The organism is Halalkalibacter flavus (genome assembly GCF_036663575.1).
Classification (GTDB): domain Bacteria; phylum Bacillota; class Bacilli; order Bacillales; family Bacillaceae_D; genus Halalkalibacter; species Halalkalibacter flavus.
This window is the reverse complement of record NZ_JAWRVK010000022.1, coordinates 49,107-73,222: the sequence shown is the minus strand read 5'-3', so window position 1 is coordinate 73,222 and position 24,116 is coordinate 49,107. Positions and strand designations below refer to the sequence as shown.

Here is a 24,116-nt window from a genome sequence, read left to right as displayed (position 1 = left end):
TTTCTCCTCCAATTTTAATAGTTTTTACGCTTGCACCGTTAGACGCTCTATTCTTTTTTCTTGTTTTCCGACAATCAGACCTTGAACGTAAATACTTGGAGTGTGAATTTCGTCTGGATCTAACTCACCCACTTCAACAATCTCTTCTACTTCAGCAATCGTTACTTTCCCCGCAGCAGCCATCATCGGGTTAAAGTTTTGTGCTGTTTTTCTATAAACTAAGTTCCCAAGCTTATCTGCTTTCCATGCTCGAACTAAACTAACATCCGCTTTAAAGGCTTCTTCTAATAAATATTCTTTTCCATCAAACACTCTTGTTTCTCTTCCTTCAGCAATCGGTGTTCCCACGCCAGCCGGAGTATAAAAAGCCGGAATTCCAGCCCCGCCGGCACGAATTTTTTCAGCTAAAGATCCTTGAGGTACAAGTTGAACTTCTAATTCGCCACTTAGCACTTGTCTTTCAAATTCCTTATTTTCACCAACATAAGAGGCAATCATTTTTTTGATTTGCTTATTACTTAAAAGGAGACCAAGCCCCCAATCATCTACCCCGCAGTTATTTGAAATAACCGTTAAGTCTTTTACATTTTTTTCACGAACAGCCTTGATGAGGTTTTCTGGTATTCCAACAAGTCCAAATCCCCCGACCATTAATGTCATGCCGTCTTTAACTTCCGCTACTGCTTCTTCAAAATTGCTATATAATTTTTTCATTTTCTTCCCCTCTTCCTATTGGTTTCTTTCAATTAATAATAGCGACACCTTGCCTCGTCGAAACAAAGCCATTTCTCCATTTGCATTCATGAACGAGAATGTGGTAACGCTTACAACAATCACCTTATTTATATGCGTTCTCTCGTTCCTCCTTCACCGAAACATTTTTTGAATTTTCCAATATCCTATAACTTAAGTTTACAACAATCTCTTTTATGAGTAAAATGAATAAAAGTAATAAAATTTATTTCAATATAGAATAAATGAGGGGATCGTCTTGGAATTAAAAGATTTACGATATTTTATAGAAGTCGTTAATTATGGAAGCTTTACGAAAGCGGCAGCCAATACTTATATCTCACAGCCAACATTAAGTAAATCATTAAAAAAATTAGAATCAGAACTCAAAGTCGAGTTATTTGAGCGCTCTACTCGAAAATTGAAGTTAACAGATGCCGGTGAGATTGTTTACAAACAAGGAGGAAAGATATTAGGAGCTACGAATGAACTTACGACCTTATTAGATGATTTAATTAATTTACCGACTGGAACGATAAAAATAGGCATTCCGCCATTAATAGGAACCCTCTTTTTCCCTGCCATTGCAAAAAACTTTGGGAAAGCTTATCCCGACGTAACACTAGAGTTAGTCGAGTTAGGAGCTAAACGGATCGAACATTTAGTTGAAGAGGGACAAGTCGATGTAGGCATCATTGTTTTCCCGATCGATTATAGTAAATTCGATACTCTCCCCTTTATAAAAGAAGAATTTATGCTCTATACTCATACCGATCACACCTTAGCCAAAAAAGAAGATGTCAACATTCAACAGCTAGCAGAAGAAACTTTTATTCTATTTAACCGGGAATTTGCCTTACATGAACTCATTATTGAACATTGTAAGAAGGCAGGTTTTCAACCAAATATCGCTTACGAGAGTTCACAATGGGATTTAATAGCGGAACTTGTAAGTGCCAAACTTGGAATTACACTGTTACCTAAATCAATTTATGCAAAGATGGATCCAAAAGCTATTCAAATTACGCCATTGCAAGATCCTCCGATGTGGGAACTTGGAGTGATTACGAGGAAGGAGCGTTATCAATCGTTTGCGGTGAGAACCTTGCTGAAGTTTTTGTCGGAAGAATTTTAACTAATTATCAATTCCAAGGAAGCAATGTTGGGGCTTTTAGAGAAGGAACTATATCAAAAAACCACAACCGCTTTCAAAATGGTTGTGGTTTTCAATGGTTCCTTCAAAAGAAGAACCAGGTTAAAACTATATAGCTTTTTTATTATTCTCTTCGTTACAATCTTTTTTTCCAAATTTCCTCCAACTCCTCAAGAGTTTTCCCCTTTGTTTCCGGAACCATTTTCCAAATAAAGACCATAGCTACTAGACTAATCAAACCGTAGATGGCAAAAGTCATTGGCCCCAAAAGGTCATTTAATGGCGGGAACGTAGACGAAATAGTTAGATTTGCTAACCAATGCAATGCTACTGCAATGGACATTGCCTGACCACGTATTCGATTTGGAAAAATCTCAGAAACGACGACCCACGTTACGACTCCCCAAGACATTTGGAAGCTTGCAACATATAATAATGCGAAGAAATTACTTCACAATACGAACCTTACAGTAAATGAAATTTCAAATACATGTGGATTCAATAGTACGTCTCATTTTGTCACCACTTTTAAAAACCATGTTGGTATGTCGCCAAAGAAGTTTCGGGATATTGAATTCTAATTCGTAATGTAACCATTTTACAAATTCAGTGTGAAATGGTTATTCTTCATTCCCCCTCCCATTCACAGCAATATTCAAAAATTGTCACTGGCTTTCACTGACCTTCACTGGCCTTCACTGATTGATCTCACCTCTTCTAATTCGTATTGATGAGGTTTGCCCTTTCTTTTTACTAGATGCTATTTTTTAGTTATCGAATGAGAAATCGGAGGGCTGACGATGAAATCCAAAATAGAAAATCAGAAACTACATTTAATTGATACAGATATCCATGAACGAGTTCTTTATGAAGATTTAATTACGTATTTAGACAATCCTTGGAAGAAATACATTACAGATTGTAACTGGATGCAGGAAAAGCATATGCCTTATGTACAACCAGCAATCGCTGGTGTTGACCGCGCGGATGCACGCGTTCCAGATGGCAGACCAGCCGGGACCGATTTGGAATTTATGAGCAAGCAACTATTAGAACCATGCGGACACGAGATTGGGATTTTAACTGGAGCACTCGACCCTTCCCCCTCTTCCATGCATGGCTGGTATGAGATGGCAACAGCCTTAGCATCCGCTTATAATGATTGGCAAATTGAAAACTGGATAGAAAAAGATGATCGTCTCTATGGTTCAGTTCACATTGCTGCTGGTGATCCGGCGGCTGCCGTACGAGAAATTGAACGGGTCGGATCACACCCAAAAATGATTCAAGTGTTATTACCGATTGATGACATTATGTGGGGTGACCCGTATTATCATCCAATCTATGAAGCGGCCGAGCGTCATGATTTGATGCTCGGCATGCATCATAATGAACCACCTATTTATTTTGGAAAGTGGCCACGTTATTTTATTGAATGGCACACGTTAATCCCAACCGCACACATGATGCAAGTCACAAACATGGTCTTTAACGGAGTGTTTGAAAAATATCCACGACTGAAACTGATGATGATTGAAGGCGGTTTTACTCATGTGCCTCATTTGATGCGGAAAATGGATCAACAGTACAAAGACTTACGCCATGAAGTGCCTTGGATCAAGCGAATGCCAAGTGACATTATTAAAGAGCATATTCGCTTTACAACTCAGCCACTTGAAGAACTAACAAAGAAAGAGTTCTTACAGCTGATCGATCAAATGGGAACTGATGAACTTATTTGCTTCTCGACTGACTACCCTCATTGGGACTATGATTCACCATTTGAAGCGTTACCTCCTAACCTTGACGAGAGCTTACAGCGAAAACTTTTTTCTGAAAATGCTAGAGCTTTTTATCCGAAGCTGCCCCAAATCAGAAAGGAGGATGCTTAATGAAACAAGTCATTTGCAATGTTACGGATCTTCAGCCAGGAGAAATCATGGAAGCTGAATTTGACAGAAAAAGCATTGTCGTTTGTCGCACAATGGATGGTGAATTTTACGCATTCCTTAATCGCTGTATTCATCAAGGAGCTCCATTATCAAAAGGAATGTTATGCGGAACCTCTATCGATACAGATCAAGTCGGAGAATATGACTATCAACGCGAAGGCGAAGTCCTAAGGTGTCCATGGCACGGCCGCGAATTTGATGTAAAAAAACGCGGGTGTATGCTAGCAAACTCAAAATATAAATTAAAAGATTTTAAGGTTGAAGTTGAAAATGAACAAGTTGTTGTGTGTAAATAAATCAACTAGGAGGACTGATCAGTGATTACGAAAATGTATATAAATGGCGAATGGGTTCATTCCCAATCCGGACAAACAAGAGACATTATCAACCCATATAACCAAGAGGTAATTGCGGTTGTTGAAGAAGGCAGCAAAACCGATGCCGAGATAGCTATTGTAGCTGCAAGAAAGGCGTTTGATAAAGGGGAATGGAGTCATACGTCAGCGACAGAAAGAGGATACATCTTATTTCAAGTAGCGGAAAAGATCAAGCAATACAAAGACGAGCTAGCTGAGCTAGAAACATTAAATACAGGAAAAACTCTCACTGAAAGTGAAGCGGATATGGATGATATTGCAGCCGTGTTTCAATACTTTGCAGGGTTAGCAGATAAAGACGGCGGACACGTCATTGAGTCCCCTATTTCTGATTCAAGTAGTCGAATTGTTCGTGAACCAGTAGGGGTTTGCGGGCAAATTACACCGTGGAACTATCCATTATTACAAGCAGCTTGGAAACTGGCACCAGCTCTTGCAACTGGAAATACGGTTGTTATAAAACCAAGTGAAATTACCCCTTTAACAACAATTAAAATGGCAGACATTTTTGACGAAGTAGGGATTCCCCCTGGTGTCATCAATGTTGTCTTAGGACCAGGAGAAAGTGTTGGTGCAAAGTTAGCAGAAAGTCTCGATGTTGACCTTATTTCATTTACAGGCGGAGGGACAACCGGTCGAAAAATAATGCAAGCAGCTGCGATTAATTTCAAAAAAACCTCTCTTGAATTAGGAGGAAAAAATCCCAATATTATCTTTGCTGATGCTGATCTTGATGTTGCTATTGATTACGCGATGAATGCCGCGTTTTTCCATGCAGGCCAAGTTTGCTCAGCCGGATCGAGGTTGATCGTACACGAGTCGATCCATGATCAGTTTGTTGCAGCACTCGTTGAAAAGGCAAGCAAGTTACTCTAGGGAATGGGTTTGACGAAAAAACAGAAATGGGACCTGTTATTTCAAAAGAACATATGGAAAAGATCGAAAAATATATTGCATTAGGAGTAAAAGAAGGTGCAACAATTGCAGTTGGTGGAAAACGCTCCCCTCTTCCTGAGCTTGCAAATGGGAATTTTATTGAGCCGACTATTTTCACAAACTGCGACACGAGTATGCGGATTGTCCAAGAAGAAGTATTCGGTCCTGTTGTAACAGTTGAGACATTTTCAACTGAAGAAGAAGCCATTCAACTCGCAAATGATAGTGTCTACGGCTTAGCAGGAGCGGTTTGGACGCAAGACTTACATTTGGCTGAGCGCGTCGTAAAAAAATTAAGAATGGGAACGACATGGATCAATGACTTCCACCCTTACATCCCACAAGCCCCGTGGGGAGGCTATAAACAATCTGGAATTGGACGAGAACTAGGATCCATCGGCTTAGAAGAATATACTGAAACGAAGCATATCTATCAAAATAGTAACCCGAAGCCATTAGGTTGGTTTAAATAGTGTTATGGGTTGTTTTTGAGAAGTCATGAACTAGCAATAACGTACGTATCACACCTGACTACTTTAGATTAATATAACACTATCATGAGTTAAGCGTAGGTCTGGGGTTTTTTATTGAGGTGTAAGAAGCCGATGTTCCTTCTGGGACGGTACTGACATACGGCTTCTTCCCACCATATCTAAAAAAGAAAAACGATCCTACTATGAGAATCGTTCCAAAACATTCCTATTTAATAGCTTTACTTACTTTCAACTTCTTCCCTTTAACCGTCGTATTTTCCATCGCTTGTAACACGACCGACCCTTTACCATTTAAGATATCGACATACGTTAACGTATCCTGAATAGTAATAATCCCAATATCATCTGCAGTTACACCTGGAATCTTGGCAATGGTTCCAACAAAATCAACTGGTCGAAGCTTTTTCTTTTTACCTCCAGTAAAATGAAGCTTCATAATATCTTTATTAATACGTGCTGTTTTGTTATTCTTTACAATTCGACGTCCACTCATTTTTTCGTCAAACGCACTTTTAGCGCTGATTACTTCGTGCTGACTTGGTATTTCTAAAGGTGTTATCTTATAACCGATGTATTTCTCAATAGATTTTACATATTTGCTCTCACTTGCTGTTGCAAACGTAATTGCTTTTCCTTTATTTCCGGCACGGCCGGTTCTACCCGTTCGATGAACATAGCTTTCTTTTTCTGTCGGAACATCATAATTAATTATGAGAGTCACATTATCAACGTCAATCCCTCTAGCAGCTACATCGGTTGCAACTAGATAACGAAAATCGCCATTTCTGAAACCATTCATCACCGCAAAACGGTCTTCTTGCTCTAATCCTCCATGGAGCTTTTCACATGGATAGTTAGAATCCTGTAATTCTTCAAATACTTGATCAACATGTTCTTTTGTGTTGCAAAAAATGATACAGCTATCAGGATTTTCAACGATGGTTACATCTTTTAGTAGAGCAACTTTTCCTTCTTCTCTCACGTCAATAATCCGGTGCTCAATCTTACTCGCCGTTCCCTCAGTTGCTTCTATCTCAATATGAAAGGGTTCTTTCATATACTTATGGCAGAGAGCTTCCACATCTTGAGGCATCGTAGCAGAGAAAACCATAGTTAGTCGGTTATCCGGTAATTGTTGAATAATTTTTTCCACATCATCAATGAAGCCCATATTTAACATTTCATCTGTCTCATCTATAATCAGGTACTTGATCTGATCTAAACTTAATGTTTCTCTTTCAATATGGTCCGTCACTCTCCCTGGAGTCCCTACAACGACATGTGTTTTCTGTTTCAACTCTTCTTTTTGTTTTGCAAAAGGCTCTTTCCCGTATAAAGCCATCGCCTTAATTCGTTTAAACCTTCCGATATTTGTGATATCCTCTCTCACTTGAGCAGCAAGTTCTCGCGTCGGAGTCAAAATCAAGGCTTGTGGCTTTTTCTCTTCCCATTCGATCATTTCACAAATAGGTATTCCAAAGGCTGCAGTCTTCCCACTCCCTGTTTGTGATTTTACGACAAGGTCTTGGTGATCGATTGCTCTAGGAATCGTTTTTGCTTGGACCTCAGTTGGAGAGCTAAATTTCATTACCTCAAGGGCTCTTTTTATCTCATCGCTTATTTGCAATTCTTCAAAATTTGGCTTATTCATGTGCAACCTCTTTTACTGGTTATTGTTTTTATATAGGTTCTCTCAAGGAATTCATCATATGCAAACCAAATAGAAGAACCTATTTTTACATACAAAAAAAAGGACCCTTACTAGAGCCCTTTCCCTTATTTATGCTTTGTTAACGTTGACAGCTTGTGGTCCACGTTGACCTTGCTCAACGTCGAATGTAACGTTTTGGCCTTCATCTAATGATTTAAATCCTTCGCCTTGGATAGCTGAGAAATGTACGAATACATCGTCTCCACCTTCAACTTCAATGAAACCGAAACCTTTTTCTGCGTTAAACCATTTTACTGTACCTTGTTGCATGTGTATAATCTCCTTGTGTGGACGAAGCCACTTTTTATTACTATTGTTGCTCAAATGATATCAAAGGCGAAAAGTTTAAATACTAATTCGTAATTTGAAACAGCCCGAACAAAAATAACTTCTTAAATATAGCATACATTTTTTTATAAAGCAATCAATTACTTGTTAATAAAACCGACTGAATAGAAAAATTGATCCTAATTAGTACCATCCTTTCAATATATCTTTTAAATATATGATAAAATTAAGGCATAGATAGATGTCTCATCAGGGAGAGAAAATATGTTCAGTTTCGATAATTACTTATTTGCCCTACTTGTCGTGTTAGTTCCCGTATTCGTGTACTATTCTTACTTTTATAAGAAGGAATACACAAATGAGAACTCTTTATTATTCGGAATCCTATGTTGTATATCCATTATTCTTTCAATGACTTATCCTCTTGAACTTAGCATTGGACACATCTATGATTTACGGACCATTCCATGGCTCCTCGCCTTTCTTTATGGTGGACTTAATATGGGCATTCTTGCAACAGCATGTGTCTTTATTTATCGACTAATCATTGGGATTGATTTTGGTCTTTTTATCACTTTATTTGCATATAGTACGTCTGCCATTACGGTTCTAATGTATTTGAAGAAATATAGGAATTTTAATTTGAAGGACAAACTAAGAACAAGTTTCATTTTAACCTTCATTAATACGCTGCTTGTCTTAGCTGGTTTATCGCACCCTTACCGCAATTTAGAATTTATAAACCTCCCTATGTTCTTGACCTATTTTATTGTCTCTCATTTGGTTACTATTGTGATAATGATTTTCATCATAGAAACCTTACGTGAGGCTGAACAAAGTAAAGTGAAACTCCAACAAGCGGAGAGAATCAAAGTCATAGGTGAACTAGCTGCATCTGTCGCACATGAAGTACGGAACCCCTTAACGGTCGTGAAAGGTTTTATCCATATTTTCAAAAACGAATCGAATCTAACGACATCTCAAATTAGCTCTCTTGAATTAATGGATTCAGAATTACAAAGAGCAGAAAAAATCATACATAATTATCTATCTCTTGCAAAAACGAACACAACCGACTTAGAAAAGCTAGACGTGATTGATCTCGCTAAAAATGTCATTGGTGTCACAGAATCGTATGCTCTATTAAAAGGAGTAACGATCATAAATCAATTTCAAGGTTCATATTATGTAACGGCTAACCGTAGCGAATTGAGTCAAGTATTTTTAAATATTATAAAGAACGGCATTGAGTCGATTGATGGGAAGGGAACGTTGACTTTGAGCGCATCCAAAACGAAAGGCTATGCTCAGATCGACATTACCGATACAGGAAAGGGAATGAGTGAAGAGGAAATCCAACGCTTAGGCACCCCTTTTTATACAACAAAGGATCAAGGCACAGGATTAGGGACGATGTTTTGTTATAAAACTATTGGTCACTTACAAGGGGAAATAAAGGTAAAGAGTAAACTTAATGAGGGTTCAACCATTTCGATCTTGCTTCCGTTGTGTAAGGACTAATTGCAAAAAAGCTGCTCTTTTGAACTTCTTTAGCCCGCTATAACTAGTTCATAGCGGGCTACCGATGTGTACAAACTTCATCTATATAACCTATTTTTCTTAAAGCTTTTCTCCATTACTTCCAATCACGTTTTTATACCAATCAAAACTCTTCTTCTTCAAACGCTTATTTGAGCCTTTGCCTTCACTATCTCGATCTACGTAAATAAAACCATAGCGTTTTTTTAACTCAGCCGTTGAAGCACTAACTAAATCAATCGGTCCCCATGATGTGTACCCAATAAGATCGACCCCGTCACCAATGGCTTTTTTCATTTCTGCAATGTGAGCTCGTAAATAGTCAATACGGTAATCATCTTGAATGGTTCCATCTTCCTCGACATTATCGACAGCGCCTAACCCATTTTCGACGATGAAAAGTGGCTTTTCATAGCGATCGTATAATTGGTTACAAACAGTTCTTAAGCCAACAGGGTCAATTTGCCAACCCCACTCTGATGCCTTCAAGTAAGGGTTTTTGATCCCAGCTAACAGATTACCGGATGCTTGTTGCTTCATGTGCTCAGGGTCTGTACTTGCCACAAAGGACATATAATAGCTGAAGCCAATATAATCGACTGTATGTTCGCGAAGGATCTCTAAGTCTCCATCCTCGATTTCAATCTCGATGCCGTTTTCAATCCAATAATTTTTCATATAAGAAGGATAGTAACCTCTTGATTGCACATCTGAGAAGAATAACGTTTTACGATCCTGCTGCGTTGCAGCAAACATATCCTCCGGCTTTGATGTGTATGGATATGTGATCATCGAAGCAATCATACAACCAATTTGTAAATCAGGGTTGATTTCGTGGCCTGCTTTCACGGCCAATGCACTTCCTAAAAACTGATGGTGAGCTGCTTGGTAAATATCTTGCTCATTTTTGTTCCCATCTTCAAATACTAGTCCGCCACCAGTAAACGGCGCGTGTAACAACACATTGATTTCGTTAAATGTCATCCAATACTTCACCTTTTCGTGATAGCGCTCGAATAATGTCTTTGCATAACGCTCGTAAAACTCCACAAGTGTACGGTTCTTCCAACCGCCATATTCCCTTACCAAGTGCAAAGGCATTTCATAGTGAGAAATTGTAATCACTGGCTCAATATCGTTTTTTAACAATTCATCGATCACGTTCTCGTAGAATGCTAATCCCTTTTCGTTTGGATGTAGCTCATCTCCGTTAGGAAAAATACGTGTCCATGCGATCGAGAAACGGAACGCCTTAAAGCCCATTTCGGCAAATAAAGCGATATCCTCTTTATACGTGTTATAAAAATCTATGCCTTCATGATAGAGATTATAATCCTTCATGGAATAATCCGGTGGACTCATAATACCATTCGGAGAAACGTCAGCCGTTGATAAGCCCTTCCCATCCGCTTGAAAATTACCTTCTAATTGATTTGCCGCTACCGCACCACCCCATAGGAAGCCTTCTGGGAACTTTGCTAATTTACTCATCCTTTTCACCTCTTATTTTAATCTAAGTTCTGTCCATTTGATTCAATCACTTGCTTATTCCAATGAAAGCTTTTCTTTTTCAGACGCTTTAACGAACCATTTCCTTCATTATCTTTATCTACATAAATATAACCATAACGTTTTTTCATTTCTCCCGTGGAAGCACTGACAATATCGATTGGCCCCCAGCTTGTATACCCGATGATCTCGACTCCATCTTCAATCGCTTCTCCCATTGCATCAATATGCTTTCGTAAATACTCAATACGGTAGTCATCGTTTACTTCGCCCTCTGCGTTCACTTCATCAACAGCACCTAACCCATTTTCTACAACAAACAAAGGTTTTTGATAACGATCGTACAATTGATTTGCTGTGATACGGAAGCCTTTAGGATCAATCGTCCAGCCCCATTCTGTTTTTTCTAAGTATGGATTCTCGATAGATCCAAAGACGTTCCCAGCGGTTTGATTCTTCAATACTTCAGGATCTGTGCTCGTTGCCCTACTTGCATAATAACTAAAGCCGATGTAATCAACGGTATGATTTTTTAATAGAGCTTCGTCTTCGGCTTCCATCTCAATCGTAATGTAATTCTCTTTAAAGAAACGTTTCGCATAACCTGGATACGCTCCGCGAGATTGTACATCGATAAAGAAGAACGATTCACGATCCTTTTCCATCGCGTCCATAACATCGTCTGGATTACACGTGTACGAATACGTCATGCCTGCTGCAAGCATGCAGCCGATTTTTGCATCTGGATTGATTTCGTGACATGCCTTTACCGCTAAACTACTTGCAACTAGCTGATGGTGTGCTGCTTGATACTTGATTTGCTTTTGATCTTCCCTTTCTTCAAAAACAAGTCCCGCACCAACAAAAGGCAAGTGTAGAAGCATGTTGATTTCGTTGAACGTCATCCAGTATTTCACTTTATCTTTATATCTCTCTAAAATCGTCTTCGCATACGTTTCAAAAAAATCTACTAACTTACGACTTCTCCAGCTTCCATATTTCTCGATGAGATTAACCGGAACATCAAAATGAGCAATCGTAACAACAGGCTCAATGCCATGCTTTAATAATTCATCAAATAAGTCATCGTAAAATTGTAAGCCTGCTTCATTCGGCACTAAGTCATCGCCATTAGGGAAAATACGAGCCCAGGCAATCGATACACGCAATGCTTTAAAACCCATTTCGGCAAAAAGAGCAATGTCCTCTTTATACCGGTGATAAAAGTCAATCGCTTCATGAGAAGGATAAAATTCACCTTCTAGCGGTGTAAAGTGATCAAGCTTGCCTAACATTACATCCCAACGTTTCTTCCCTGTTGGCAACAAATCTACTAACGTTAAGCCTTTCCCATCCTCTAGATACGCACCTTCTGTTTGATTGGCAGCGATCGCACCACCCCATAAGAAATGTTCAGGAAATTGATAAGTAGACATAACAACACTCCTCCCTATTAAGAGAAACCAGAAGGAAGGTAAATGATGGTACCTTTTCCTTCTGGCTTCCGTTAAAGTTCTTATTTAATTAATGTGATTAAACTGTCACCATGTTTCACTTCTTTTTCTTCTGTTGTCATTAAGTTATATCGATCTGAATTCGTGACAATGACAGGTGTCGTAATGTCAAACCCAGCTCCCTGAATACCCTTAATATCAAACTCAATTAGAAGTTGTCCTTTTTCCACTCGGTCTCCTTGTTGAATATGAGCCGTGAAAAACTCACCTTGCAGTTGAACCGTATCCATTCCTACATGAATTAATAATTCTGCTCCATTATCAGAGATAATCCCAACAGCATGCTTTGACGGGAATAACGCTGAAATCGTTCCTGACACAGGTGCGACTAGCTTACCTGCTGTCGGTACAACAGCAACCCCATTACCAAGCGCCCCTGTTGCAAACGCCTCATCTTTCACTTCCTTAAGTGGTAATACCTCTCCATAAAATGGACTTGAAACGACTTCTCCTTTTACTTCTACTGCGCTGTTAATTGTTGTTTCTGATACTGGTTCTACAGGAGCTTCAGTAGCTGCTACTTCTGATTGCTCAAGCGGAGTTTCTTCTTTATTTACCCCACCAAATAAATACGTTAAGACTGCTCCCAATGCGAAGGCAACAACCATAGCAATTAAAGCACCCCATACGGTCATATCAAGACCATTTGGACCAATAAATGATGGGATCATGAAAATTCCAAGGCCGCCAATCATATACATTTTTGTACCAAAGAATCCGATGATTCCTCCACCAGCACCCGCAGCGATACAACTAATAATGAATGGTTTTTTCTTCGGTAGGGTAACCCCGTAAATTGCAGGCTCTGTTACACCAAAGATACCTGAAATAAATGCTGGAATACTAAGTGATTTTAATTTTTTATTTGTTGTTTTTAGATAAACTCCAAGAACTGCACCAATCTGTGCAAACGAAGCTGCAAACATCATTGTTAATACTGGATCAGCACCAAATGTTGATAGGTTGTTAATAGCTACTGGAACTAGACCCCAATGTAGTCCAAACATAACGAATACTTGCCAGAATCCACCGATAAATACACCTGCAATAATTGGACTTAACTCATATACAAACACCGTTGCTTGGCCAACAATTTGTGCAGCCCATGTAGCAATTGGCCCAATGATAATAAATGTTAATGGTACAAGAACAAGCAATGTAAAGAATGGAACTAAGAATGTTTTTACAACATCAGGAATAACTTTCTTAAACCAATTTTCAATCTTCGCTCCAAAGTATGTTGCAAGAATAACTGGAATAACTGAAGAAGCATAACTCATCAAAATAACTGGAATTCCAAAGAATGTTACATACACAGGAGATTCAAACATCGTTCCTGCAAATAAAACGTAAAGGGGGGCACCTGTCATCAATGTATCAACCGCTGGATACACTAACGACGCACCAATGGCAATCCCGATAAATGGCGATCCGCCAAACTTCTTCATCGCCGTGTAACCTAAGAAGATTGGTAAGAAATGAAACAATGAATCCCCAACGATATTTAAGATTTGATACGTTCCGTCCGTTGCTTCTAACCATCCAACTGATAAAAATAATGCATTGAACCCTTTAATCATCCCTGTAGCCGCTAGTACACCTAATATTGGTGTAAAGATACTTGCGATAATGTCAATAAAGCGACTAAAAAGGCTACCTTTATCCTCTTTTGCGTCTTCCTCATTTTGCTGCGACTGATCAGCGAATCCGCCAACAGCAACAACCGCTTTATACACGTCAGGCACATGATTCCCGATAACTACTTGATATTGTCCACCACTTTTCATAACGGTTACAACATCATCCATATTTTTTAAAGCCTCTGTTTGAGCTTTGCTTTCATCTTTTAATTTAAATCGTAATCTTGTAATACAATGAACAACACTTTTCACGTTCTCTTTCCCGCCAACTTTTTCAATAATTGACTTGGCTAATTGTTCGTATTTCATGACTAACCCCCACTTTCTCATTTATCTTTCGTATTTTTGTAAATAAAAAACCTGATCCGATTAAGCGCACAGAAAATAACATTTGTGCTTCTCATCAGACCAGGTTAAGCCCACTTAAGGTAACATTCCTAGGTAAAATATAAAGTTTTGACTAAAGTAACGCTTTCTTTTACTAGAAAAAAATGATTGCTGTTGCACTGAAACTTTGCTTACTCTTCCTCAGCTTTGCTGATAACGCTGTGTAACACGATGAATATGCAGCGTCAAATAGATGATTTCATCCTTCGAAATCTCCCACTTATAGCTCTTTTCTAGGTACACTTTAATCTTTTCACTGCACCGAAAGGCTTCAGGATATTTTTTATTCAGCTGTCCATAGAGGAAATTGTCTTCAGTTTCCTCCACTCGCTCTTCCCTTACAAACCTCATCGCGAAAAAGCGCAGATGAGTGAGAAAGCGTTCATAGTTAATGGAACTTTCATCTAATTCCATTCCGAAATGGTACTTTACAATATTTAAGATATTATTGACCATTTCTGTCACTTGGACAGCTTCAGCCATATTTTCACCAGATAACTGGCTATTGACTAAATGAAGAGCAATCGATGCCGCCTCATCTTCACCAAACAAGATTCCTGTTTCCTCTTGAATAATAGCTAACGCTTTCAAAGATACTTGAAACTCAAGCTTATAATGTTTTCGTATTTCCCATAAGAGAGGATTCTTTAAGTGAATTCTCTGCTTATGCCTGCTAATGGCAAAACTAATATGATCCGTTAAAGCCACATACAGATGATCATCCAATTTGTATGGCAATCGCGATTTAGCATAATCTAAAATCTTAGACGATATATTAAGATATCTTTCAGAAGTATCGTTTAACAGCTTCGCTAACTTATCAGAAACACCGTGTTTTTCTAACACAAAGGTTTTCTCGATTTTGGATGTATCAATTGGTTCCCCGGCCTTTTTTTGAAAGGCAAGTCCCCGTCCCATCACGACAACCTCTTGGTTTTGTTCATTATTCGCTATTACGACATTATTGTTAAACACTTTTTTTATCTTCATCATCAAACCCGCCCTACTTCTGTTTTGTTTCGGTCAGTCTGTAAAAAGGGTATAAAAAAAACCCAACCTTGTATACAGAATACCCCATAAAGAGCCTCCGAAACAAACTTAGGTTTTGCCTGCCGAACAGTAACAATCCGTCTAAGAAAATATTAAATTGAAATCGCTTACTAACTTTATACCATGACAAAATAATCATTGTCAACAACCTTTCAAAAAAATAATTTTTCATTTTTTCAAAACTAGTTTATCCATAGATATTATAGAGTCATACAGAGGAGAAAACTATGAAATTAATCACAACAGATATGGATGGGACATTATTAAACGAAAAAAGCGAAGTTAGCCCAGAAAATGCAAAAGCAATCCGAAAGGCTCAGGAATTAGGGATCGAAGTCGTGATCGCAACAGGTCGTTCTTATAAAGCTGCGGCAAAACCCTTAATAGAAGCAGGCTTATCTTGCCCAATCATTTGTTTAAATGGAGCACAGGTTTATTTAAAGAACGGAGAATTAATTCGTAATATCGCATTAGACAAGGAAGCATGTAGAAAAATTGAACTCGCGTGTACGAGTGAATCAAGCTATTTTGAAATCTTCACAAGTGCAGGAGGCTACTCTATCAATCGGGATGCATTTATTCATATATTAGTTGATGTCATGAAAGCCCATTATCCTAACGTTGAAACAAACGTCATTAAAGAAAAAGTAAAGCAACGTTTCCAAGATGAAAAGATTCAAACCGTCGATGACTTTGATCATATTTTCAATAATGACGAAATTGATGTCTTTAAGTTCCTTACCTTTTCTTTAGAAGATGATGCCCTGCAAAGAATCCGTGAACAGTTAAAAGATGAACATGATCTTACCATAACCTCATCCGGTCACCAAAATCTTGAATTTAACCATCGTGATGCCAATAAAGGAGCTGCTCTTGCTTTCTACTCTAGCAGACAAGGAATTGAGCAACAGGATGTCATGGCCATTGGCGATAATTATAATGATTTTTCGATGCTTGAAATAGCTGGGCTCAGTGTCGCAATGGAAAATGCGGCTTTAGGCATTAAAGAAACCTGTGACTTCACAACAAAAAACAACTCTGGACACAGGGTCGCCTTTGCGATTGAAAAAATACTTAAAGGCGGTATCAGAAGACTGTTCGGTAAGGCCTTTACCGCTTCAAATGTGGAATTGCCAAAAATAACGTTTACAAAAATCCTTGCTAGCTAAAAAAAACCATGTTATAGTTATCGCAAATAAACAAACAACCCATTTAGGATTGTAACTGTTCACACAGGCAAAACCTAAATCACGTATCTATGAGACTAGTATGTCTTCCCTACGTGATTTAGGTTTTTTTATTTTATCCTAGTGAATGAGTATTCATTTTAAATTTAACATGGAGGTTTTCTTTATGACGAACTATCAATTTCCCGAAGGATTTTTATGGGGCGGTGCTACGGCTGCCAATCAAGTAGAAGGTGCGTATCTTGAAGACGGCAAAGGGATGAACCTGGCAGATGTGATGCCAGGTGGAAAAGTCCGTTTAAATGTCATCTCAAAACCCGGATTCGATTTTAAAATTGATACAGAGAAATACACGACATATCCAAACCACGAAGCGATCGATTTTTATCATCGTTACGCAGACGATATCGCATTATTTGCTGAATTACGATTTAAAACATACCGTATGTCAATCGCTTGGTCTCGTATTTTTCCTAAAGGAGACGAGCTTGAGCCAAACGAGGAAGGCCTAGCATTTTACGACCGTGTATTCGATGAGTGCTTAAAGCATGGAATCGAGCCAGTCGTGACGATCTCCCACTATGAAATGCCTTTATATTTAATTACAGAGTATGGCGGTTGGAGAAACCGTAAAGTGATTTCATTCTTCGAACGTTATGCCATCACTTTATTTAACCGTTATAAAGACAAAGTAAAATATTGGTTAACTTTTAACGAAATCAATGGTGCTACACATCTTCCTATTATGAGCCTTGGGTTCTCCCCTGCTACAGAAGATGTTCGTCTACAAGAAAGCTTCCAAGGGTTACACCATCAGTTTGTTGCGAGCAGCTTAGCTGTTAAGGCTTGTCACGAAATCATTCCTGGCTCACAAATTGGTTGCATGTTAATTTATATGCCTGTATACGCGTATGATTGCAATCCACAAAACGTCCTACATGCCATGAAAGAAGAACAAATCTTTAACTATATTTGTGGTGATGTTCATGTTCGTGGGGAGTATCCTGCCTTCTCCAAGCGTTTCTTTAAAGAAAATGACATTAACATCAAAATGGAAGATGGCGATTTAGAAACACTTAAGCAGTACCCAGTTGACTTCATTTCTCTCAGCTATTATATGTCTCGTACAGAAAAGAAAGAGCTAACAGAAGAGGAAAAAGCGTCAGGAAACCTCATAGCTGGTGTGAAAAATCCACACCTTAAAGCAAGTGACTGGGGCTGGGAAATTGATCCAACCGGACTACGAATTGGCTTAAATCAACTATACGATCGTTACCGCGTCCCTCTTTTTGTAGTAGAAAACGGCCTTGGTGCATACGACACCGTCGAAGAAGATGGTAGTATCAATGATGATTATCGGATCAACTACTTACGTGAGCATATTAAAGCGATGGGTGAAGCCATTGAGGACGGCGTTGAATTAATAGGCTATACAGCTTGGGGTTGCATCGATCTTGTTAGTATGTCAACAGGTGAAATGTCTAAGCGCTACGGTCTTATTTATGTTGACAAGCAGGACGACGGCAGCGGTACCCTTGAGCGTAAGAAGAAAAAATCTTTCTATTGGTATCAAAATGTGATTGCGACGAATGGAAAGGAATTAGAATAAAGAAAAAAGCAGAGATCAAGAGTCCATGTGGCTCTTGGTCTTTTTCATGCGCAAGCAGGTACTTGTTAAGCCCTAAAAATAGATTTCAATAATTTCCATAAATACTGGCTCCTGTCACCATTCACTAAAAAAATAAGTAGACTCCCCCCTCTGAGACAGTCTACTTATTTATTTGTTTAGTAGAATCTCGGATAATTAATTCGGAATCAATGACTATAGATTCAGCTGTGTCCCTCGCTTTTTTGTTCGAGCTCGTTACTGCTTTGACTATATCTAGTATCATCTTTGCAGCACTTTCACCCATCTTACTTTTAGGATGTTGAATTGTCGTCAATTTAACTTCCGTAACATTGGCCATAAAGGAATCATCAAATCCTACAATCGAAATATCTTCAGGAACTTGAAGATTTTTTTCTCGAATAACATCAAGCAGTCTAATTGCTAGTTCATCATTATAACAAACAATAGCAGTTGGTACGTCCTCACCTACCGATAACTTCTCCTGCAAAAATTCGACTGGTTTCGTTTCTTTCTCTTCGGAACTATAGATTACGATATTACTCGGATCAACGAAGACCCCGTGCTCACGGTGTGCTTTAAGAAATCCCTTCATCCGTTTATTACCTTGTATATCATCCGTTTTAAAGAATCCAATAATATTGGTATGTCCCAATTCAATGAGATGCTCTGTTTGAATATAGCCACCCTTCTCATCATTCATCGTAATGCTAAGTGGATCTAATTCATCATAAAAAGCATTGATCATAATATATGGGATATTTTTCCTTTCTAAGTTTAGATAATAATTAATATTTGGATTAAATAATGCACTTTTAGTTGGTTCAATAATAACACCATCAAAACGCTGTGTTAAAATTTTTTTTAGTGCCTTTCGCTCGTTTTCATGATTATTATTTGTGCTAAATAAACTAACATGATACCCGTGCTGACATAGATAAGATTCCGCTCCTCTAATGATAGACGGAAAAATATAATCGGAAATGTACGTCGTGATAATCGCAATACTCTTTTGATTACTTGCATTCGTACTTGCTTCAACTTCTGAGCGGTCTACACAAAACGTCCCCGCACCCTGCTCTCGATATAACCAGCCTTGAGTGACGAGTTCACCAATAGCAACGCGGACAGTATGTCGACTGACATCAAATTGTTTCATCAATTCACTTTCTGAATAAATCTTTTGATGAGGTTGGAATGTGCCGTCAAGTATTTTAGACATAATCGCTTGTTTTACGATATTATATTTTGTTTCGATATTCATTCACCTCCATAACGCGCAGCTCTCTTCATTATAAATGAAACTTTAATACTTAGGGTAAAGAATACAAAGGAAGTAGAGATTTAATTCTCTTAAACCTCTACTCCATTGATGCTATCTTCTCCAAATTGCTTCGTTCCACTTTAATTCATTGCGAAATTGTCTTACTTTCGTATCCTTATCGATGACAACCACTTCTATTTTTGCCATATCAGCAAAATCGTATAATTGTTCTGTCGTTACATCAAAAGAAAATACCGTGTGGTGTGCACCACCAGCATAAATCCAAGCTTCTGTAGCTTCACTTAATGATGGTTCCGGTTTCCACAATACTTTAGCTACTGGTAAATTAGGTGTCTCAATCGTTGGCTGTTCAGCTTTAACTTCATTAATTACTAGACGGTATCTACCACCTAGTTCTATAAGTGAAGCATTCACTGCATCGCCACCTCTACCATCAAATACTATACGTGCCGGATCCTCTTTTCCACAGATACCTAGAGGGTTAACAACAATTTTAGGTTTAGAAGCAGATACAGTCGGACAAATTTCAAGCATATGTGAACCAAGAATCAATTCATTACCAGGCTCTAAGTGGTACGTATAATCTTCCATGAAAGAAGTTCCTTTATTACCTGAAATAATTTTCATTAGGCGTAGTAATGCAGCTGTTCTCCAGTCACCTTCACCGGCAAATCCATATCCTTCTGCCATTAGACGTTGCGCAGCTAGCCCTGGAAGTTGCTTCATCCCATGTAAATCTTCAAAGTTTGTGGTAAAAGCATTGTAATTTCCTTTAGACAAGAATGCTTTTAAACCTAACTCAATACGTCCCTGCTCAAGGATGGAGTCTCTAACCGCTCCTGGCTCACTCGCTTCTGCTGGGAGCTCATATAATTCACTATACTCTTTATAAAGTAAATCTAGCTCTTCATCAGTTACTTTGTTCATCTCTACAACAAGATCACCAATACCATAATAATCTACTGTCCATCCAAATTTAATTTGTGCTTCAATTTTATCTCCATCAGTTACAGCAACGTTTCTCATGTTATCACCAAAACGAGCAACGCGAATATTCGGACCTTCTGTAACACCTACAGCTGTTTTCATCCAGCTAGCTAATTTTGTTGTTACATCTTTGCTTTGCCAATGTCCAACAATCACTTTCCTTGAAACATCCATACGAGTTCCAATAAATCCGTACTCTCTGTCACCATGAGCTGCTTGGTTCAAGTTCATGAAGTCCATGTCGATATCATCCCATGGGATATCACGGTTAAATTGGGTATTCAGGTGAAGCAATGGTTTTTGTAGAGCAGTTAGTCCTGCTATCCACATTTTTGCAGGAGAGAAAGTGTGCATCCAAGTAATTAAACCCGCGCAATTTTCATCTGCATTTGCCTCAATTACTAGTTTTTTAATTTCATCTGCAGTTTTAACAACAGATTTGAATACTATATTAAAAGGAAGGTCTCCTTCTTTATTTAACCCTTCTACAACTTCCTGTGAGTTGTTTGCTACTTCGCGTAATGGTTCTTCTCCGTATAAGTTTTGACTTCCAGTAACAAACCAAAATTCATAAGGTCTTGTTTGTAACATTTGAATTCCCCCTAAAATTTAATAATAGAATCATTACTCACGTACAATCGTTTCATGACATGATAGGCTTCGTGCGAAATCGACGTATGCATATTTAATTACTTAATTCTCTCCGATTGCTTCTGCCCATAATATGCATTTCCACCATGCTTTCTTAAATAGTGTTTATCTAACAACGCTTGATCCATCGTTTGGATTTCCGGGTTAATTTGATATGTGTGAAAATTCATTTTCGCTACTTCTTCTAAAACAACCGCGTTATGCACTGCTTCATATGGATCTTTCCCCCAATTGAATGGAGCATGACTATGTACTAGTACACTAGGAATCTGCATAGGGTCAATTCCCTCAAATGTTTCGACTATGACATTCCCAGTTTCCAGTTCATACTCACCTTGTATCTCTTCTTCTGTCATTCTTCTCGTACAAGGTACGGTACCGTAAAAATAATCCGCTTGCGTTGTTCCTAATGAGTGAATGGGTTTACCCGCTTGGGCCCAGCCTGTTGCCCAAGGAGAATGTGTATGAACAATCCCCCCAATGTCAGGAAAATTGCGATAAAGAACTAGATGTGTGGGTGTATCAGATGATGGTTTTAAATCACCTTCCACAATATTCCCCTCTAAATCTAGTACAACCAAATCCTCTATAGTCAACTCCTCATAAGGAACTCCACTTGGCTTGATAACCACTAATCCTTTCTCTTTATCGATACCGCTTACATTTCCCCAAGTAAAAGTTACCAAACCATACTTAGGTAAAGCTAAATTCGCCTCTAACACCTGCTTTTTCAAACTTTCTAACATTAGTTATTCACCTCTCCTTACAACCAACTACTAACTTGTACGTATATCTTAACTTCTATAATTAAATGCTAACGTAATTTGTACGTACAATCAATAAATATTTTTAAAGTAGGGAAGAAAATTGCGTAATCTTTCTATAGTTTGTCATGGTAGCCTGAGGAAAACATACGTGTTTGTACAGTCCAGTAGCAACAAGTATTCAAATTCAAAAATAGCAAAAAAACGACAGGGAAAAATCTATCCCCTGTCGAGCTGTAATTCTCTTCCTATTTATTGATGATTCTCTACTGCCGCTCTTTCGATGGAAAGTCCGTTCTTATAACGTTCCATAAATTGTTCATAACCTTCTATATCTTTCGGGTCAGGAGACACTGTCTTCACTGCTTGATCTACAAATACGTTCTCGTTTAAATACTCTTCCAAAGTTTCTTTTTCCTTTTTGTTAATCATATACGATCCAAGCAGGGCAATCCCCCATGCTCCGCCTTCTCCTGCAGTTTCCATAACTGAAACAGGAACATTAAAAGCAGCGGCCAAAATGCCTTGTCCGACACCTTCTGTTTTAAATAATCCGCCATGACCTAAAACTTCATCCAGTTTTACATTTTCTTCTTTAAGCAAAATATCCATACCTATTTTCATCGCACCAAATGCTGTAAATAAATGCACTCGCATAAAATTAGCAAGATTGAAATTACTGCCTGAAGAACGTACAAACAATGGACGCCCTTCTTCAAAGTGGGTCATATGTTCACCGGATAGATAGCCATAAGATAATAGGCCGCCCCCATCTGGATCTCCTAAAAGGGCTTGCTTAAATAAAGTTTCAAATAACTTATTCGAGTCAACTTGAATACCTATTGCAGCTAAAAATTCTTCAAATAACCCTACCCATGCATTCAAGTCTGAAGAACAGTTATTAGAGTGCGCCATCGCTACCAAATTTCCTGTTGGTGTGGTCACAAGATCAATTTCAGGATAGACTTTGGACAAATCTTTCTCCAATACAACCATTGCAAATGCAGAAGTCCCGGCAGAAACATTACCAGTACGTTTTGCTACACTGTTTGTAGCAACCATACCCGTTCCTGCATCACCTTCTGGCGGACAAAGCGGAATACCAGCCTGCAGATTGCCGGTAACATCCAGAAGTTTTGCACCTTCTTCTGTAAGCACACCAGCGTTTTCCCCCGCTACCAAAACATTTGGAAGAATCTCCTCCAAGTTCCATGATAGGTTCTTAGGGACAACCAATTCATTAAACTGATGGATCATTGTTTGATTATAGTTCTTCGAGTTCAAATCAATCGGAAATACTCCAGATGCTTCTCCAACTCCCAAAACCTTCTGTCCTGTTAGTTTCCAATGAACATAACCAGCTAGCGTAGTAAGGAAATGAATGTTACCAATATGTTCTTCCTGATTCAAGATAGCTTGATACAAGTGAGCAATACTCCATCGTTGAGGAATTTGATAGTTAAACAGTTCTGTCAACTCTTTCGAAGCCTGTTCGGTAATATTGTTACGCCACGTACGAAAAGGTACTAAAAGCTCTTCATCTTCGTCGAACGCCATATAGCCATGCATCATTCCACTAAAACCAATTGCGCTAACTGTTTGCAAGGTGATACCATACTGCTGTCTCACATTATCAGCCATCTGTTGATAGCTGTCTTGTACCCCCTCCCAAACTTCCTCCACACTATATGTCCAAATATGATTCACATAGCTATTTTCCCAGACATGGCTACCAGTTGCGATCGGTGCATGATCTTCACCAATAAGAACGGCTTTTATTCGAGTTGATCCAAGTTCTATTCCAAGTACTGTTTTCCCACTTTGAATTGCATTTTTCACATCAAGACTCATATAATTTTCCTCCAATAGATTAATAATTTAATAACCTAAATCCGTAACCGCTTACATAATCCGTGTAATGAAACCACTTAGGTGATGTTATATCAAACTCTATTTCCCATTAATCAAATTGACTAGCCTTAGATTACCAGCAAACCTTTTCTAAAAATGAATCAGAAAAATCTTGTACGTATATATATACGATTTCAACCTTCATAGTACTACAACTGGTACGTACAATCAAGTGCAATCTTGTTGTGAATGGGACAGCCTCCTCTGGGTCTTGTAAATCAATTAAGAGATCACCTGACTCATTCATTGCTACTAAAAAATAAGCGTATCATGATATAAACTATACTATCTTTACTGCTTCATTCCCTTTCACATTCAAGGACAAAGTGATGAATTAAATAAAGGGTTTTGTATATACATATAGAAAAGCTTAAAAGGAGATGTATAAGTGAAAGAACTTGTGAATCTTTATTTCTATTAAA

Annotated in this window: 18 protein-coding genes and 2 pseudogenes; 8 read left to right on the top strand and 12 right to left on the bottom strand. The window is 38.4% G+C overall.

Features of this window, described 5'->3' with window-relative positions:
* Window positions 1-24: 24 nt before the first annotated feature.
* The gene (locus tag SAY88_RS15175; RefSeq protein ID WP_332632715.1) at window positions 25-714 is read right to left on the bottom strand and encodes a CoA transferase subunit A; all 690 of its coding nucleotides are present in this window, start codon (window positions 712-714) and stop codon (window positions 25-27) included.
* Between the two features lie 277 nt (window positions 715-991).
* Here SAY88_RS15175 and SAY88_RS15170 point away from each other — a divergent pair, with 277 nt between their 5' ends.
* A complete protein-coding gene (locus SAY88_RS15170; RefSeq protein WP_332632714.1) occupies window positions 992-1,867 on the top strand; it encodes a LysR family transcriptional regulator in 876 nt (291 codons plus the stop codon).
* A gap of 154 nt (window positions 1,868-2,021) precedes the next feature.
* Here SAY88_RS15170 and SAY88_RS15165 read toward each other — a convergent pair.
* Window positions 2,022-2,318 (bottom strand): annotated as a pseudogene (locus tag SAY88_RS15165) (MFS transporter); the annotation flags it as partial.
* Here SAY88_RS15165 and SAY88_RS15160 point away from each other — a divergent pair.
* The 4 genes and pseudogenes from SAY88_RS15160 to betB all read left to right on the top strand — a co-directional run bounded on the left by SAY88_RS15160 (window position 2,242) and on the right by betB (window position 5,623).
* Window positions 2,242-2,466: a helix-turn-helix transcriptional regulator gene (locus SAY88_RS15160; protein ID WP_332632730.1), complete on the top strand. Its 225-nt coding sequence runs from the start codon at window positions 2,242-2,244 to the stop codon at window positions 2,464-2,466. The pseudogene SAY88_RS15165 and the gene SAY88_RS15160 sit on opposite strands and share 77 nt — an antisense overlap.
* A 219-nt stretch (window positions 2,467-2,685) precedes the next feature.
* Window positions 2,686-3,777: an amidohydrolase family protein gene (locus SAY88_RS15155; protein WP_332632711.1), complete on the top strand. Its 1,092-nt coding sequence runs from the start codon at window positions 2,686-2,688 to the stop codon at window positions 3,775-3,777.
* Window positions 3,777-4,133 carry a Rieske (2Fe-2S) protein gene (locus SAY88_RS15150; protein ID WP_332632710.1) on the top strand — a complete coding sequence of 119 codons (357 nt, stop codon included), beginning with the start codon at window positions 3,777-3,779 and terminating at the stop codon, window positions 4,131-4,133. Before SAY88_RS15155 ends, SAY88_RS15150 begins: the two co-directional genes overlap by 1 nt.
* 33 nt (window positions 4,134-4,166) lie before the next feature.
* A pseudogene (betB, locus tag SAY88_RS15145) lies at window positions 4,167-5,623 on the top strand (betaine-aldehyde dehydrogenase).
* A 226-nt stretch (window positions 5,624-5,849) separates the two neighbouring features.
* Here betB and SAY88_RS15140 read toward each other — a convergent pair.
* Both SAY88_RS15140 and SAY88_RS15135 read right to left on the bottom strand, forming a co-directional pair.
* Window positions 5,850-7,295 (bottom strand): DEAD/DEAH box helicase, encoded by a 1,446-nt coding sequence (locus SAY88_RS15140; protein WP_332632708.1) that lies wholly within the window; start codon window positions 7,293-7,295, stop codon window positions 5,850-5,852.
* Between the two features lie 129 nt (window positions 7,296-7,424).
* Window positions 7,425-7,625, bottom strand: a complete 201-nt coding sequence (locus SAY88_RS15135; RefSeq protein ID WP_250097387.1) for a cold-shock protein — start codon at window positions 7,623-7,625, stop codon at window positions 7,425-7,427.
* A 282-nt stretch (window positions 7,626-7,907) separates the two neighbouring features.
* Between SAY88_RS15135 and SAY88_RS15130 the strand changes: the two genes are divergently transcribed.
* On the top strand, window positions 7,908-9,164 hold the full coding sequence (locus tag SAY88_RS15130; protein WP_332632706.1) for an ATP-binding protein: 1,257 nt from the start codon (window positions 7,908-7,910) through the stop codon (window positions 9,162-9,164).
* A gap of 99 nt (window positions 9,165-9,263) precedes the next feature.
* Here SAY88_RS15130 and bglH read toward each other — a convergent pair whose 3' ends face one another.
* The 4 genes from bglH to licT form a co-directional block, all read right to left on the bottom strand.
* Window positions 9,264-10,673 carry an aryl-phospho-beta-d-glucosidase gene (bglH, locus tag SAY88_RS15125; protein ID WP_332632703.1) on the bottom strand — a complete coding sequence of 470 codons (1,410 nt, stop codon included), beginning with the start codon at window positions 10,671-10,673 and terminating at the stop codon, window positions 9,264-9,266.
* A 17-nt stretch (window positions 10,674-10,690) separates the two neighbouring features.
* The gene (gene ascB, locus SAY88_RS15120; RefSeq protein ID WP_332632700.1) at window positions 10,691-12,127 is read right to left on the bottom strand and encodes a 6-phospho-beta-glucosidase; all 1,437 of its coding nucleotides are present in this window, start codon (window positions 12,125-12,127) and stop codon (window positions 10,691-10,693) included.
* An 80-nt stretch (window positions 12,128-12,207) separates the two neighbouring features.
* Window positions 12,208-14,154 (bottom strand): beta-glucoside-specific PTS transporter subunit IIABC, encoded by a 1,947-nt coding sequence (locus tag SAY88_RS15115; RefSeq protein WP_332632698.1) that lies wholly within the window; start codon window positions 14,152-14,154, stop codon window positions 12,208-12,210.
* A 219-nt stretch (window positions 14,155-14,373) separates the two neighbouring features.
* On the bottom strand, window positions 14,374-15,222 hold the full coding sequence (licT, locus tag SAY88_RS15110; RefSeq protein ID WP_332632729.1) for a BglG family transcription antiterminator LicT: 849 nt from the start codon (window positions 15,220-15,222) through the stop codon (window positions 14,374-14,376).
* A 287-nt stretch (window positions 15,223-15,509) separates the two neighbouring features.
* Here licT and SAY88_RS15105 point away from each other — a divergent pair, with 287 nt between their 5' ends.
* The gene (locus tag SAY88_RS15105; protein ID WP_332632695.1) at window positions 15,510-16,451 is read left to right on the top strand and encodes a Cof-type HAD-IIB family hydrolase; all 942 of its coding nucleotides are present in this window, start codon (window positions 15,510-15,512) and stop codon (window positions 16,449-16,451) included.
* Between the two features lie 184 nt (window positions 16,452-16,635).
* Window positions 16,636-18,078 (top strand): glycoside hydrolase family 1 protein, encoded by a 1,443-nt coding sequence (locus tag SAY88_RS15100; protein ID WP_332632692.1) that lies wholly within the window; start codon window positions 16,636-16,638, stop codon window positions 18,076-18,078.
* A gap of 160 nt (window positions 18,079-18,238) precedes the next feature.
* On the opposite strand, the gene SAY88_RS15095 is transcribed toward SAY88_RS15100, so the two are convergent.
* From SAY88_RS15095 to SAY88_RS15080, 4 genes are all read right to left on the bottom strand, one after another.
* Window positions 18,239-19,354, bottom strand: a complete 1,116-nt coding sequence (locus SAY88_RS15095) for a GntR family transcriptional regulator (RefSeq protein ID WP_332632726.1) — start codon at window positions 19,352-19,354, stop codon at window positions 18,239-18,241.
* A 117-nt stretch (window positions 19,355-19,471) separates the two neighbouring features.
* Entirely contained in the window at window positions 19,472-20,959 is a 1,488-nt protein-coding gene (araA, locus tag SAY88_RS15090; RefSeq protein WP_332632689.1) for an L-arabinose isomerase, read from the bottom strand.
* 98 nt (window positions 20,960-21,057) lie between these two features.
* Window positions 21,058-21,765 carry an L-ribulose-5-phosphate 4-epimerase gene (araD, locus tag SAY88_RS15085; RefSeq protein WP_332632686.1) on the bottom strand — a complete coding sequence of 236 codons (708 nt, stop codon included), beginning with the start codon at window positions 21,763-21,765 and terminating at the stop codon, window positions 21,058-21,060.
* A 270-nt stretch (window positions 21,766-22,035) separates the two neighbouring features.
* Complete coding sequence (locus tag SAY88_RS15080) at window positions 22,036-23,634, bottom strand: xylulokinase (protein WP_332632683.1); 1,599 nt, start codon at window positions 23,632-23,634, stop codon at window positions 22,036-22,038.
* Between the last annotated feature and the right edge of the window lie 482 nt (window positions 23,635-24,116).

Coding starts and splice junctions, on each gene's coding strand:
- SAY88_RS15100 (WP_332632692.1), top strand. CDS start 16,636: ATGACGAACTATCAATTTCCCGAAGGATTTTTATGGGGCGGTGCTACG.
- SAY88_RS15175 (WP_332632715.1), bottom strand. CDS start 714: ATGAAAAAATTATATAGCAATTTTGAAGAAGCAGTAGCGGAAGTTAAA.
- SAY88_RS15155 (WP_332632711.1), top strand. CDS start 2,686: ATGAAATCCAAAATAGAAAATCAGAAACTACATTTAATTGATACAGAT.
- araD (WP_332632686.1), bottom strand. CDS start 21,765: ATGTTAGAAAGTTTGAAAAAGCAGGTGTTAGAGGCGAATTTAGCTTTA.
- SAY88_RS15080 (WP_332632683.1), bottom strand. CDS start 23,634: ATGAGTCTTGATGTGAAAAATGCAATTCAAAGTGGGAAAACAGTACTT.
- bglH (WP_332632703.1), bottom strand. CDS start 10,673: ATGAGTAAATTAGCAAAGTTCCCAGAAGGCTTCCTATGGGGTGGTGCG.
- SAY88_RS15115 (WP_332632698.1), bottom strand. CDS start 14,154: ATGAAATACGAACAATTAGCCAAGTCAATTATTGAAAAAGTTGGCGGG.
- ascB (WP_332632700.1), bottom strand. CDS start 12,127: ATGTCTACTTATCAATTTCCTGAACATTTCTTATGGGGTGGTGCGATC.
- SAY88_RS15140 (WP_332632708.1), bottom strand. CDS start 7,295: ATGAATAAGCCAAATTTTGAAGAATTGCAAATAAGCGATGAGATAAAA.
- SAY88_RS15150 (WP_332632710.1), top strand. CDS start 3,777: ATGAAACAAGTCATTTGCAATGTTACGGATCTTCAGCCAGGAGAAATC.
- araA (WP_332632689.1), bottom strand. CDS start 20,959: ATGTTACAAACAAGACCTTATGAATTTTGGTTTGTTACTGGAAGTCAA.
- SAY88_RS15130 (WP_332632706.1), top strand. CDS start 7,908: ATGTTCAGTTTCGATAATTACTTATTTGCCCTACTTGTCGTGTTAGTT.
- licT (WP_332632729.1), bottom strand. CDS start 15,222: ATGAAGATAAAAAAAGTGTTTAACAATAATGTCGTAATAGCGAATAAT.
- SAY88_RS15135 (WP_250097387.1), bottom strand. CDS start 7,625: ATGCAACAAGGTACAGTAAAATGGTTTAACGCAGAAAAAGGTTTCGGT.
- SAY88_RS15105 (WP_332632695.1), top strand. CDS start 15,510: ATGAAATTAATCACAACAGATATGGATGGGACATTATTAAACGAAAAA.